Annotated in this window: 12 protein-coding genes; 6 read left to right on the top strand and 6 right to left on the bottom strand. The window is 65.3% G+C overall.

Annotated features, from left to right (window positions below; all coding sequences use genetic code 11):
• Positions 1-26: 26 nt before the first annotated feature.
• Positions 27-1,553 carry a UxaA family hydrolase gene (locus tag ABZ720_RS07465; protein ID WP_366554889.1) on the bottom strand — a complete coding sequence of 509 codons (1,527 nt, stop codon included), beginning with the start codon at positions 1,551-1,553 and terminating at the stop codon, positions 27-29.
• Positions 1,554-1,692: 139 nt separating this feature from the next.
• Here ABZ720_RS07465 and ABZ720_RS07460 point away from each other — a divergent pair, with 139 nt between their 5' ends.
• The 6 genes from ABZ720_RS07460 (at position 1,693) to ABZ720_RS07435 (ending at position 7,534) form a co-directional block, all read left to right on the top strand.
• Positions 1,693-2,730 carry a C-terminal binding protein gene (locus ABZ720_RS07460; RefSeq protein WP_366554888.1) on the top strand — a complete coding sequence of 346 codons (1,038 nt, stop codon included), beginning with the start codon at positions 1,693-1,695 and terminating at the stop codon, positions 2,728-2,730.
• Positions 2,731-2,742: 12 nt separating this feature from the next.
• Positions 2,743-3,498 carry an SDR family NAD(P)-dependent oxidoreductase gene (locus tag ABZ720_RS07455; RefSeq protein ID WP_366554887.1) on the top strand — a complete coding sequence of 252 codons (756 nt, stop codon included), beginning with the start codon at positions 2,743-2,745 and terminating at the stop codon, positions 3,496-3,498.
• Between the two features lie 45 nt (positions 3,499-3,543).
• A complete protein-coding gene (locus ABZ720_RS07450; protein WP_366554886.1) occupies positions 3,544-4,389 on the top strand; it encodes a fumarylacetoacetate hydrolase family protein in 846 nt (281 codons plus the stop codon).
• Positions 4,390-4,570: 181 nt separating this feature from the next.
• Positions 4,571-4,918 (top strand): twin-arginine translocation signal domain-containing protein, encoded by a 348-nt coding sequence (locus ABZ720_RS07445; protein WP_366554885.1) that lies wholly within the window; start codon positions 4,571-4,573, stop codon positions 4,916-4,918.
• On the top strand, positions 4,915-6,120 hold the full coding sequence (locus ABZ720_RS07440; protein WP_366554884.1) for a PqqD family protein: 1,206 nt from the start codon (positions 4,915-4,917) through the stop codon (positions 6,118-6,120). Before ABZ720_RS07445 ends, ABZ720_RS07440 begins: the two co-directional genes overlap by 4 nt.
• Before the next feature lie 241 nt (positions 6,121-6,361).
• Entirely contained in the window at positions 6,362-7,534 is a 1,173-nt protein-coding gene (locus tag ABZ720_RS07435; RefSeq protein ID WP_366554883.1) for a TRAP transporter substrate-binding protein, read from the top strand.
• Between the two features lie 58 nt (positions 7,535-7,592).
• Here ABZ720_RS07435 and ABZ720_RS07430 read toward each other — a convergent pair whose 3' ends face one another.
• From ABZ720_RS07430 to ABZ720_RS07410, 5 genes are all read right to left on the bottom strand, one after another.
• The gene (locus ABZ720_RS07430; RefSeq protein ID WP_366554882.1) at positions 7,593-8,336 is read right to left on the bottom strand and encodes a FadR/GntR family transcriptional regulator; all 744 of its coding nucleotides are present in this window, start codon (positions 8,334-8,336) and stop codon (positions 7,593-7,595) included.
• 116 nt (positions 8,337-8,452) lie between these two features.
• Positions 8,453-9,511 carry a TRAP transporter substrate-binding protein gene (locus ABZ720_RS07425; protein ID WP_366554881.1) on the bottom strand — a complete coding sequence of 353 codons (1,059 nt, stop codon included), beginning with the start codon at positions 9,509-9,511 and terminating at the stop codon, positions 8,453-8,455.
• 133 nt (positions 9,512-9,644) lie between these two features.
• Positions 9,645-10,970, bottom strand: coding sequence for a TRAP transporter large permease (locus ABZ720_RS07420; RefSeq protein ID WP_366554880.1), 1,326 nt, complete (start codon positions 10,968-10,970; stop codon positions 9,645-9,647).
• A complete protein-coding gene (locus ABZ720_RS07415; protein ID WP_366554879.1) occupies positions 10,967-11,476 on the bottom strand; it encodes a TRAP transporter small permease subunit in 510 nt (169 codons plus the stop codon). Before ABZ720_RS07415 ends, ABZ720_RS07420 begins: the two co-directional genes overlap by 4 nt.
• Before the next feature lie 283 nt (positions 11,477-11,759).
• Entirely contained in the window at positions 11,760-12,671 is a 912-nt protein-coding gene (locus tag ABZ720_RS07410; RefSeq protein WP_366554878.1) for a glycosyltransferase family protein, read from the bottom strand.
• Between the last annotated feature and the right edge of the window lie 35 nt (positions 12,672-12,706).

Genomic DNA, 12,706 nt, shown 5'->3' with positions numbered 1-12,706 from the left:
GTCCTCTATTCCAGGCAGAGCCTGCGCTACACGGTCGCGCCGATCTGCCAGGGGACGAACTCGTTGTCCCCGAAATCGAACTCTTCGCTCTTGCTCTGCTTGCCCGAGGCCGTGTCGAGGAAGAGACGGAAGAGGCGTTCGCCCATCTCCTGCACCGAGCAGTCGCCGTCGGCGATCTCACCGCAGTTCAGGTCCATATCCTCGTCCATGGAGCGGTACATGGGTGTGTTGGTGGCGAGCTTGAGCGTGGGCGCCGGCTTGAAGCCGGAGACCGAGCCGCGGCCGGTGGTGAAGCAGACGAGCTGGCAGCCGCCGGCGATCTGACCGGTCACCGAGGCCGGGTCGTAGCCCGGCGTGTCCATGAAGACGAAGCCCCGCTTGCGCAGCCGCTCGGCGTAGCGCAGCACGTCGACCAGGTTGGTGGTGCCGCCCTTGGCCGCGGCGCCCAGCGACTTCTCCAGGATGGTCGAGAGGCCGCCGGCCTTGTTGCCGGGGGAGGGGTTGTTGTTGAGCTGTGCGCCGTTGCGCTCGGTATACTCTTCCCACCAGTGGATGCGCTCGATCAGGCTCTCGCCCACCTCCCGGTTCTCGGCCCGGCGGGTGAGCAGATGCTCGGCGCCGTAGATCTCCGGCGTCTCGCCCAGCACGCCGGTGCCGCCGTGGCGCACCAGCAGGTCCACCGCAGCCCCCAGGGCAGGGTTGGCCGTGATGCCGGAGTAGGCGTCGGAGCCGCCGCACTGCAGCGCCACCGCCAGCTCGGAGGCGGGGATGGTGGTCCGTTGCGCCTCATTGGCCTGGGGCAGCATGCCCTTCAGACGCTCGACCCCGGCCTCGATGGTCCGCCGCGTGCCGCCGATCTCCTGGATCGTCATGGTCTGGAACAGCGGGCCGGGCTGCAGATTGTAGGCATCCAGCAGGAAGGGGATCTGGTTGACCTCGCAGCCCAGGCCCACCAGCAGGATGCCGGCGAAGTTGGGATGGCCGGCATAGCCCCAGAGCACACGCTGCAGGTTGGCGAAGCCTTCGCCGCTGTCGGCCATGCCGCAGCCGGTGCCATGGGTCAGGGCCACAACGCCGTCGACGTTGGGATAGGCGGCCAGCAGTTCCGGCGTGAAGCGCGCGGCGATGGCCTTGGCCACGGTGGCGGAGCAGTTCACCGAGGTGAGCACACCCAGGTAGTTGCGCGTGCCGGCCCCGCCGTTGGCGCGGCGATAGCCCTGGAAGGTGGCGCGCTCGGCTTCGGGAACGAAGTCGGTCGGGGTGGCGTCGGCGCAGTAGGCATAGTCGCGCTCGAAGTCGGCCATGGCCATGTTGTGCACATGTACATGTTCGCCGGGCTCGATGGTCTGGCGGGCAACGCCGATGATCTGGCCGTACTTGCGCAGCGGCTCGTTGGCCGCAATCCTGCGCAGCGCGACCTTGTGCCCGCGGGGAATGCGCTCACGGGTGGTCACCTGCTCGCTGGGCAGCGGCGTGTCCGGCAGGATGTCCGCCCGGGCGACGGCAACGTCGTCGCTTTCCTTCAGGCGCAGGGTCAGGTGGGGCTCGCTCATGGGTCTCTCCGTTGAGGCTGCGACCGGCTGTCGTTGACGGCCTTCGGGCTTTTGTCAGACAATAGCGCGTTCCCGGGCCGCTTTCGAGGGGCCTCTATGCACGTCTTGTCGCAGAGATCACGTCCTGGAGGAGAAGAGGGTGGCCCGCTTTCGCATTCTGGTGCCTGACGCCAAGTTCGACGACGATGGCGTCATCGAACGCCGCCTCTCAGGCGCGGACTACGACTGGACGATCTGCCGCGCCAAGACCATGGATCAGCTGCCCGCCGAGGTGCTCGACAGCTGCGACGGCATCGTCACCTGGCATGTGCTGCGCTTCGATCCGGCGCTGGTGGCCCGCCTGCAGCGCTGCCGCATCATCGTGCGCGCAGGGGTGGGCTATGACCACATCGACCTGGACAGCACCGCCGCCGCCGGCATCGCGGTGAGCAACACGCCGGATTATGGCACCATGGAGGTGGCCGACCACGCGCTCGCCATGGCGCTGGTGCTCAGCCGCGGCCTGCTGCGCTATCACACGGAACTGTTGGCCGATTCCAGGGGCGCCTTCAACAGCGCCGCCTCCATGGGGCAGCGGCGCCTGACCGGTCAGACTTTCGCCGTGCTCGGCATCGGCCGCATCGGCACCGCGGCGGCTCTGCGCGCGAAGGCCTTCGGCTTCCGCGTCGTCTGCTACGACCCCTATGCCTCGCGCGGCGTGGAGCGGGCGCTGGGCATCGAGCGGGTGGAGAGCCTCGACGAACTCCTGGCCCAAGCCGATGTGCTCAGCCTGCACGCGCCGCTGACCGCCGAAACGCGCAACATCCTGGGCGCGGAGGCCCTCGGAAAGATCAAGCCAGGTGCCGTTCTGGTGAACACTGCGCGCGGTGGTCTCACCGATCCGGAAGCGGTGCTGGAGGCCTTGCGCGACGGCCGCCTCGCGGCCGCCGGCCTGGACGTTTTCCCGCAGGAGCCCATCGATCCGGAGACACCCTGGTACAAGACCTGGGTCGAACAGCCGGCTTGGTTGCGCGGGCGACTGCTGCTAAGTCCGCATACGGCTTGGCTGTCCGATGAGAGCCGTCAGGATGCCCGCTCCAAGGCGGTGGAAACCCTGATGGCCTTTCTGGAGCGGGGCGAACTGCGCAATTGCGTGAACGGAATGACCGCCGAGGCGGTTCGAAGCAATCTGTCTTGAGGAGAAGAAGGAATGGCTAATCGCTACGATCTGGCGGGCAAACGCGCGGTCGTCACCGGGGGCGCCCAGGGCATCGGCCTGGCAATCGTCAAGCGCCTGCTCGAGTCCGGCGCCAAGGTTGCGATCTGGGATCAGGATGGGCCGCTCTTGGAGCGCACCCTGGGCGAACTGGGCGCCGGCGATCAGGCCATGGGCAAGGCAGTCGACGTCACCGACGCCGCCGCGGTAGAGAAGGCCGCTGCCGAGACGGCCGAGAGCCTGGGCGGCATCGACATCCTGGTGAACAACGCCGGGATCAGCGGCGCGAACACCAGCGTGATCGACTATCCCATCGAGGAGTGGCGCCGCGTGGTCTCCATTGACCTGGACGGCGTGTTTCACGGCTGCAAGTACGTGGCCCCCTTCATGGTGCAGCAGGGCTACGGCCGAATCGTCAACGTGGCGTCGATCGCCGGCAAGGAGGGCAACCCCAACGCCGCCGCCTACAGCGCGGCCAAGGCCGGCGTGATCGCGCTCACCAAGTCCCTGGGCAAGGAACTGGCGGGCCAGGACATCGCGGTCAACTGCATCACCCCGGCCGTGGCCAAGACCGCGATTTTCGACCAGATGACCGAAGAGCACATCAACTACATGCTCTCCAAGATTCCGCGCGGGCGCTTCCTGAAGGTGGACGAGGTTGCCGCCATGGTGACCTGGCTGGTCTCGGCCGAAAACTCCTTCACCACCGGCGCCGTCTTCGACGTCAGCGGTGGCCGCGCCACCTACTGACCGCTTTCCCAATTCGACTGTTGCTACTGCTTTAAGGAGAAAATCATGAAGCTTTTGCGCTGGGGTGAGAAGGGGCGTGAGAAGCCGGGCATGCTCGATGCGTCCGGCAAGCTGCGCGACCTCTCGGGTGTCGTTGACGACATCGACGGCTCTGCGGTGACCGCGGAAGGCCTGGCGAAGCTCGCCGACGTCGATGCGAGTTCCCTGCCGGAGGTTCCGGCCGGTACGCGCCTGGGGCCCTGCATCGGCAATGTCGGCAAGTTCATCTGCATCGGCCTGAACTACGCCGACCACGCTGCGGAATCCAACCTGCCGGTGCCCACCGAACCGGTGGTGTTCACCAAGGCGACCAGCTGCATCGTCGGCCCCAATGACGACATCGAGATCCCGCGCACCTCCGAGAAGACCGACTGGGAAGTTGAGCTGGGCTTCGTGATCGGCAAGGAAGCCAAGTACGTCAGTGAAGATGAAGCGCTGGACTACGTGGCGGGCTACTGCGTGGTGAATGACGTCTCCGAGCGTGCCTTCCAGGCCGAGCGCGGCGGTCAGTGGGTCAAGGGCAAGAGCCATGACACCTTCGGCCCGGTCGGACCCTGGCTGGTGACCAAGGACGAGGTGGCCGACCCGCAGAACCTCGGCCTCTGGCTCGAGGTTGACGGTCATCGCTATCAGGACGGCACGACAAAGACCATGATCTTCCCGGTGAAGGAAATCGTGGCCTATCTCTCGCAGTTCATGAGCCTGCAGCCGGGCGACCTGATCACTACTGGCACGCCGCCGGGCGTGGGCATGGGCATCAAGCCCGAGCCGGTCTACCTGCGCGCCGGCCAGCGCGTGCGCCTGGGCGTGGAAGGTCTGGGCGAACAGGACTGCAAGACGATCCAGGCCTGAGGCCTGATTCAGCCAGCCTGAAAAAGGGGGCGCGTGGCACACACTGCTGCGCGCCCCTTTTCTGTCACGGTCGGACGCATTTCGAACATAGCGCGAATAGGGATGCGTAGCTCCCGGTCTGCGTACACTGATTGAGAGCCACGGCTCGATCGAGTGAGACAGCAGTCAAGGGAGCCCAAGCATGTCCGACAAGAACGACGCGCCGAAATCCACGCAACAGACACGCCGCCAACTCCTGCAACGCCTGGGCCTGGGCGCCGCAGCCGCCGGCCTGGCCTATGCCAGCCCGGTGCTGCTCGATCTCAATAAGGCGAGTGCCTCCCGCGGCAGCTGGGGGAGCCGGGACAGTTGGGGCAGCCGCCACCACCGTGGCAGCTATGGCTCACGCGGCCGCGGTCGCCGACACCCGGTCTTCGGCCATCATCCCGGCAAGGGACCGCCGCGCCGGCCGCGCCGTGCCGAGCGCCGTCGTCGCTCGCGCGATCTCACCGACTGGCAGCTCTGGATCGGCCTCGACGGCAAGCTGTGAGTGACGGTCTGATCGCCTTCGAGGGTCTGGCGGCGCCGGTTGCCTTCAAAGGGACCGGCGCCGTCTTAAACGAACTGGGAGGCGTGCTTCGCGGCTGGCCATGCTGGCCCGCCGACGCGGCGGAAGCAGCCCTGGACCCGATGATCTCCGTGGACCGCTGTCGCGGGGGCTATGCGATCTCGGTTTCCTGGCGCGACGACAGCTACATTGAGCCGACGCCGGTGAGCGCGCTCTGCAGTTTGGTGGTGGATCTGGTGGAGGCCTACGTGCGCTCCCAGGCGGGGCGTCTCTGCCTGCACTGCGCGGCGGTCGAGGTCGACGGCCGGCTTCTGGTTTTTCCCGCCGCCAGTCGTGCCGGCAAGTCCACGCTGACGGCACGCCTGGCAGCGGCCGGCCGGCAGGCTTTCACCGATGATCTCCTGGCCCTCGACCCACACAGCGGCACGGGCATGGCTTTCGGCGTGCCGCCACGACTTCGGCGGCCCTTGCCGCCGGGTCTGGACCCCGCCTTCACGGCCTTCATCGAAGAGCATGCGGGACCAAGGGACGCTTATTATGTCTATCTCGACCTGCCGCCCGACCGACAGGCGAGCTTTGGCACCAGCGCCTCTCTGGGTGCCGTGGTGTTGCTCGAGCGCGATCCGGAGGTCTCGCAGGCCCGCCTGGAGCCAGCGGAACCGGCGCAGGCGCTCCGTCTGCTGCTGGGCCAGAGCCTGTCCATAGGGGGCTGCGGCTCGCGCCTGCTGGAAGACCTGCATGACCTCCTCGCAGCCCGCCCCTGCCTGATCTTGCACTATAGCGATCTCGAGCAGGCTGTTGCGCTCTTGCAGGATGGGCAGGCGTTCTCAGAGCAGGCGGCCAGTCTGGCTTCTTCACCGATCGTGCTCAGAGCAGCGGAGTACCCTCTCGAACCGGTTTCACCAAGCTCTGGGCTCGGCCGGCGCTTTCGGCAGGCACCCGGCGTGCGGGGCAGGGCCGTGGGGGAACATCTCTTCCTGACGGAGCCGGACAGCGGCGGCCTCTGCGAACTGAATCTGCTGGGCGCTGGCGTCTGGAACCTGCTCGCCGAACCGCACAGCCTGGAAGAGGTGACGGCCGTGTTGGTGAACGTCTTTGAAGACACTGAGCCACGCACCATCGCCGCCGACACCCGGCGCCTGCTGTCTGATCTGGAACAACGCGGCCTGATCCAACCGTGCTGAGGAGTAGATATCGGAGCCCGTAGGCTGCTTTTGCCCACTTGCTATCTCCCTTGCGTGCCGGCTCCGCGCCGGTAGCCAGTTATTATGGAATTGGTCTTCGACGCTGTGATAGGCTCCCGGTGGAAGTTCTCGGGCAATGGGGCAAAGACCACCATCCGGAACTCGGATTCAGTCGTTCTCGATTTCGGTCGAGAGCTAAATGGCAGAACCGTTGAATTGGCTTCACTCAGGGAGGAAACTCATGACGCTGAAATCACTCTTCTCGGCTACGGCGCTCGCCACGGCAGCCGTTGCTTTCCTGCCGGCCGCCCAGGCGCAGGAAAGCTTCGATCTGACCTTCCAGTCGGCTTATCCCTCCGGCGACCCCCAGTATGAGCACTTCGCCTGGTGGGCGGAGCGCGTGACCACCTTCACCAACGGCCGACTGACCATCGAGGCCTTGCCGGCCGGCGCCATCGTGCCGGCGTTCGAGGTGCTGGATGCCACCCACGACGGGGTGATCGACGGCGCCCATGCCTGGTCCGGCTTCTGGGTGGGCAAGAACCGCGCGGCCGTGATGGTGGCGAGTGGCCCGGCGGGTCCTTTCGGCATGGACTGGATGGACTACTGGGGCTGGCTCTATCAGGGCGGCGGCATGGAGGTGAACAACGCCTTCTTCCAGGAGGATCTGGGCATGGATGTCGTGTGGCGTCCGCTGCTGTCCTCTGGCTCGCAGCCATTGGGCTGGTTCAACCAAGAGATCAACTCGGCCGATGACTTGCGCGGTGTGCGCCTGCGCATCCCGGGGATTCCCGGAGAGATGTACGAGGGTATGGGCGTGAGCGTTGTCACCCTGCCCGGCGGCGAGATTGCGCCGGCCGGCGAGCGCGGCGTGATCGACGCGGCGGAGTTCGTCGGCCCCTCGATCGACTATGCCCTGGGCTTCCAGGACATCTGGAAGCACTACTACGCACCCGCCTACCACGAGGTGGTGACGACGGCAGAGATCCTGATCAGCAAGGACGTCTGGGACTCGTTGCCGGACGACCTCAAGAACATCTACGAGCTCGTCACCGAGAGCTCCATGATGTGGTGGGAACAGAAGCAGCAGCGGGCCGACAAGGAGGCCATGGACGCTATGCAGGACGAGGGGGTGCAGTTCCATCGGACCCCCGACGACATTCTTGAGGAGAGTCTCGAGGTTTGGCACCGCCTTTTCCAGGAGGAGTACGAGACCAACGACGCCTTCCGGCGCATCGCCAATTCGCAGATCGCCTATGCCTCGCAAGTGGTGCCGGCGCGGCGCATCCTGGAGCCCAGCTACTACGACATTGCGGACCTCTACTGGGGCCCGGAGGGCTACCTGCAGAGCGTCGATTTCCTCGACGAGTTCGACTATGAGGTGCCGGACTACTACCAGACCTTCGCCCGTTGACGGCTACTCCCCTCTCTCCGCGTGAGGGAGGGGAGTCATCCTTTGCGATGACTTTGGTCTAATCAGAGCTTACAGCCGGTGTGGCTCTGACTTCGCCGATGTGCCGGACAATGATGTCCAGCATGGCGGCCCGCGCTGCCTCCTCGTCGCCGCCGGCGATGGCTTCGGCCAGCCGGCGGTGGCGCGGCAAGGTGGCGCGCCATTGCCGTTCGTCGCGGGTGCCGACGGCAAAGCTGACGGCCAGCGCGCCCCAGACGGCGCCGCCAAGGGAGAGCAACAGCGGATTGCCCGCGGCTTCGAGAACGCAGCGGTGAAAGGCAAGGTCGGCGCTCACCTGCGCGTCGAGTGTCTGTGCAGCTTCCATGGCCTGCATGGCGGCGAGAATCTTGGTCTTCTCCTCTGGAGAGGCGCGCCGTGCCGCCAGCACCGCCGCCTCGCTCTCGAGCAGGCGGCGGACCTCCGCCAGATGGCGGGCGAAACGCTCATCCACCCCCAGTTCCGCGCGCCAGACCAGGAGATCCGGGTCCAGGTGACTCCAGTCCGATTCCGGGCGCACCAGTGTCCCGAGCTTCGGCCGGGTGGTGAGCAGGCCCTTGGCCGAGAGCAGCTTGACCGCTTCGCGCAGGACCGAACGGCTGACCGCGAACTCTTCGGCCAGGGCGCTTTCGATGGGGATGGTGCTGCCGGGCGGATAGTGCCCGGTCAGAATGCGCTGGGCGACCTTCTGGGCCACCTGAAGCGGCAGGCCGCGTCCGGGCGCCCGGCTGGTGGTGAGCACAGTGGGTGACGCAGTATCCGGCATCCGAGGCACCGCAAATTTGTCTGATGAATTGTTAGCATGTTTCACTGCGCAAAACCAATGACCCCCTCCCGGCTGCGGAAGGGGGTCATGACGTACAGCGAGAGAATCGCTCCGGATCAGCTGTAGCGGTAGGGCCGCCCGGCCTTCTCCATGGTCTCGTTGTACTCTCTCAGGATCTCGACCACCTTGGCGCAGCGCGGGCTTTCCTCGGCGATCTCGTCCCAGAAGTTGCGCGCCTCGGCTTCCACCTGAGCCCACTGATCGTCGGGGATGGTGGTCAGTTCCAGTTTCTCGCCATTCACACGCAGGTTGGCTTCTCCGCCCCAGTACCAGTACTGGCGATAGTAGTGCGAGTTGTCGATGCAGAGCATGTAGAGCTGCTTGAGGTGCTCCGGCAGTTCTTCCCAGCGCTCCGAGTTGACGAAGTAGGAGCCGATCCAGGCGCCGGAGATGTTGTTGGTCAGGAAATAGCTGTTCACGTCGGCCCAGCCGACCGTGTAGTCCTCGGTGATGCCGCACCAGGCAATGCCGTCGAGCTCACCGGTCTGCACTGCCATTTCCGCATCCTCGAAAGGCACGTTCACCGGCACCACCCCAAAGCGCGAGAGGAAGCGGCCCGCCGTCGGGAAGGTGAAGACGCGCTTGCCGCGCAGGTCGTCCAGGCTGGTGATGGGGTCCTTGCTGACGAAGTGGCAGGGGTCCCAGGCGCCCGACGAAAGCCAGGTCACGCCTTCGACCTCGCTGTAAGCCTCCTGCCAGATTTCCTTCAGACCCCACTGATCGAAGAGCACCGGCACGTCGAGGCTGTAGCGGCAACCGAAGGGGAAGTAGCCGGCGAAGACCGAGACGTCCACCGGGGCGGCGATCGAATCGTCGTCCGACTGCACCGCGTCGATGGTGCCCCGCTGCATGGCGCGGAACAGCTCACCGTGCGGCACGAGCTGATCGGCGTAGAAGAGCTCGATCTCCATCTCACCGTTGGCCGCTTTGTTGAAGGCGTCGATGGAGGGCTTGATGACGTGCTCGCCCAACGAGGAGCCGGCATAGGTCTGCAGGCGCCAGCGGATCGGGCTTTGCGCCTTGACGGCAGGCGCCGGGAAGCTTGACGCAGCCGCGGCGACACCGGCGGTGCCGGCTGCCCCGGCCAGTTTCAGAAAGTTTCTTCTCTGATTCATTGCTTTGCCTCACCTGTTGTGGGGCCGACCCATTCGACCCTCCACTTTGCGCTGCCGCTGCGGATGGTGCGCATTAGGGCGCACCCACACAGGCAGCTGGCTCTGCCCGACCGGGCAGGAGCGTTTAGGAAACTCAACTACCGACATAGACATGCTGCGGCAACCAGAGGGCGATCTGCGGGAAGACCATGACCAGTGTCAGGGCCAGCAGCATCACCAGCACGAAGGGCCAAATCGAGCGATAGATGTCCGCCAGACTCACCTCCGGCGGGGCCATGGCCCGCATCAGGAAGAGATTGTAGCCGAAGGGCGGCGTCATGTAGGCGATCTGGCAGGTGATGGTGTAGAGCACGCCGTACCAGATGAGGTTGAAGCCCAGGGCGTCGACCAGCGGCACGTAAAGCGGGGCCACGATCACCAGCATGGCCGTGTCGTCCAGGAATGTGCCCATCAGCAGGAAGGAGAGCTGCATCAGGATCAGCACTTCCCAGGGGCCCAGGCCCAGGTTCTGCAGGAAGAAGTCCTCGATCGCCCGCACCGCCCCGAGGCCGTCGAAGACCGAGCCGAAGGACAGGGCCGCCAGGATGATCCACATGAACATGCAACTGACGCCCAGCGTCTTGCGCAGCGTCTCCCAGAGGACCGGGAAGGTCAGCCGCCCCTTGGCCAGAGCAATGACCGTGGCCGCCGTGGCGCCAAAGGCCGCGCTTTCGACCAGGCTCGTCACGCCCATCAGGAAGAGCCCGGTCATGAAGAAGAAGATCAGCAGCGGCGGGATGCCGGCGCGCAGCAGCTTCAGCTTCTCGCCCAGGGGAATCTGGCGTTCCTCCTTTGTCAGGGCCGGGCCCAGGTTCGGCTGCAGCCAGCAACGAATGACGATGTAGAGGATGAAAAGCGAGGCCATGAGCAGGCCCGGAAAGACGCCGGCCAGCCAGAGCTGGCCCACCGGCTGGCGCGCGATCATGCCATAGAGCACGAGCACGACGCTGGGAGGCACCAGAATGCCAAGGGTCGAGCCGGCCTGGATCACGCCGGTGACCATGATCTTGTCATAGCCCCGGCGCAGCAGTTCGGGCAGCGCAATTGTGGCGCCGATGGCCAGCCCGGCGACGCTGAGGCCATTCATCGCGGAGATGGCAACCATCAGCAGGATCGTGCCCACCGCCAGCCCGCCGCGCAGCGGTCCGAACCAGACGTGGAACATCTGGTAGAGCTCGTCCGCGATCCCCGACTCCGACAGGATGTAGCCCATGTAGACGAAGAGCGGCAGGGTGATCAGCGGATACCAGCGCATCAGCTTGATGCCCGACGAGAAGCCGATCTCCGAGCCGCCCTCGCCCCAGAGGAAGAAGGCAGCGACGACGGCGACAAAACCAATGGCGGCGAAAACCCGCTGCCCCGTCATCAGCATCAGCATCATCGAGGCGAACATCAAAATGGCGATGAGCTCGTAACTCATGACAGGCTCTCGCCGCGCAGCTTGGCTATGTCCTTGATGAGCTCGGACAGCGTCTGCAGGAGCATAAGGAAGACCCCGAAGGTCATGACGATCTTGATCGGGGCCATGTAGGGCCGCCAGGCGGAGAAGCTGCGTTCGTCGTATTCCAGCGCGTACATCGTGCTGGAGAAGCCGCCGTAGAGCAGGAACCCGAGGTAGATCAGCAGGAAAATGACCGTGAAGCAGTCGACCTGCGCTTTGCGACGATCCGACCAGGTGCTGTAGAGCAGATCCATGCGCACATGCGCGCCCATCTGCATGGCGTAGGGCCCACCCAGCAGGAAATAGGCCATCAGCGCGAACTGCGCCATTTCCAGGGTCCAGAGCGGCGGGATGTCCACCGTCTTCATGATGGAGGAATAGAGCAGGATGCCGACCATGACGAAGATCAGCAGCATGGCGGCGTAGCCGATGGCGCGATTCGCCGAATCGACCCAGCGGACGTAGGCTTTCAAGAAACCTGGCAAGGTTCTCCCTCGCTTCCCGTCTTCCGACCGACCCGGAGTCACGTGCTCATTCGGGCACTTTCCTGCCTCAGAGTGAACGCCGTCCGATCCCTGCCGCGCCGCGGGCACATTCGAGTGCTCCAGACTCGGCTGCTTCTTCTCTATACCAGATCGCGTTTCACTTGAATCACGAAGCTTGGGGTGGGCCACAAAAACAAACGCTGCCGTCCCGGGTCGGGGGCGGCAGCGTCTATAATGAGCCGGAAGCGGGGTAGAAGGCCGCGGCGGAAGGCCGCCGAGAGCCTCACGCCGCTTGGCGGGCGCTGCGCTCCATCACTTCGAAGGCGTCTTGGCGGACGTGATTGGCGGCCATTTCGGCGCGCAGGAAGGCCTCCGTGACCGTGCCGTTCTCCAGGCACTCGCGCAGCAGGCCGAAGAAGAAGGCCTCCTGCCGCGGGTCGGGATGGGACTTGTAGCGTTGCGGGCTTGCCGGCAGGCCCAGGAGGTCGCTGCGGATGAAGCGCAGCCAGGACTTCGGCTGCACCAGTTTCAGTCGCTTGCCGGCCGGCACGAAGTCGACCGGCAGACCGGTCTTCCAGGGTTGGGTCTGGCGCTTGGTGTTGTGCAGCAGCCGCGTCTGGTCACCCAGGCGGTCGAAGTCATTCCAGTAGTCCTCGAACAGGCCGAGGGTTTCGCGCGGCTCGAGCTTGAGGCAGATCCAATCCATGTAGTCGCGCTCGAAGCGGAACAGCTCCTCGAAGGCCTCTTCCACCCGCCAATGGGTGAGCTTGGCGCAATCGAGCAGCATAACCGAGGATGCCAGGCAGCCGCCCAGTCCCTTGGCGCCCGCCCGTGGACGGCAGAATATCGCCTTGCCTTCCATGTCACGGTCCAGGAGTTCCCCGACGTCGCCGACGGCGAATATATCCGGGTCGATCACCACGGCGCGTCCCTCGTAGCCCATCAGCTGCGGCGGCAGGAAGCGCAGGGGTGTGAAGGACTGCAGATCCTCCATGTGCCAGACCCGCTTGCCCCCGTCGCGCAGGAACTCCTGCCCTTCCTTGGCGGCCAGGAAGGGATGGTCCGCCGTGTCGATGATGCGCACGTCGAAGGCATCGGGGTTGCGCGAGTTGCGCTTGAGCGAATGCTGCGAGACGAGCGCGCCCAGCATCTGCTTGTGATTGGTGTGGATGAAGACGGTGGGTCTTGCAGTCACGATCCGTGGCTCCTGTCGAGCGGGCTGAGGCCGAA

This window comes from Aquibaculum sediminis, from assembly GCF_040712085.1.
GTDB classification, from domain to species: Bacteria; Pseudomonadota; Alphaproteobacteria; order Kiloniellales; family DSM-21159; genus Aquibaculum; species Aquibaculum sediminis.
Note: the sequence above shows the minus strand (reverse complement) of the source record. Positions and strands in the feature narration are given on the sequence as shown.

What these genes read in the sequence shown, in the direction of transcription:
- ABZ720_RS07425 (WP_366554881.1), bottom strand. Translation starts at nt 9,511, where the DNA reads ATGAATCAGAGAAGAAACTTTCTGAAACTGGCCGGGGCAGCCGGCACC.
- ABZ720_RS07430 (WP_366554882.1), bottom strand. Translation starts at nt 8,336, where the DNA reads ATGCCGGATACTGCGTCACCCACTGTGCTCACCACCAGCCGGGCGCCC.
- ABZ720_RS07450 (WP_366554886.1), top strand. Translation starts at nt 3,544, where the DNA reads ATGAAGCTTTTGCGCTGGGGTGAGAAGGGGCGTGAGAAGCCGGGCATG.
- ABZ720_RS07435 (WP_366554883.1), top strand. Translation starts at nt 6,362, where the DNA reads ATGACGCTGAAATCACTCTTCTCGGCTACGGCGCTCGCCACGGCAGCC.
- ABZ720_RS07420 (WP_366554880.1), bottom strand. Translation starts at nt 10,970, where the DNA reads ATGAGTTACGAGCTCATCGCCATTTTGATGTTCGCCTCGATGATGCTG.
- ABZ720_RS07455 (WP_366554887.1), top strand. Translation starts at nt 2,743, where the DNA reads ATGGCTAATCGCTACGATCTGGCGGGCAAACGCGCGGTCGTCACCGGG.
- ABZ720_RS07465 (WP_366554889.1), bottom strand. Translation starts at nt 1,553, where the DNA reads ATGAGCGAGCCCCACCTGACCCTGCGCCTGAAGGAAAGCGACGACGTT.
- ABZ720_RS07445 (WP_366554885.1), top strand. Translation starts at nt 4,571, where the DNA reads ATGTCCGACAAGAACGACGCGCCGAAATCCACGCAACAGACACGCCGC.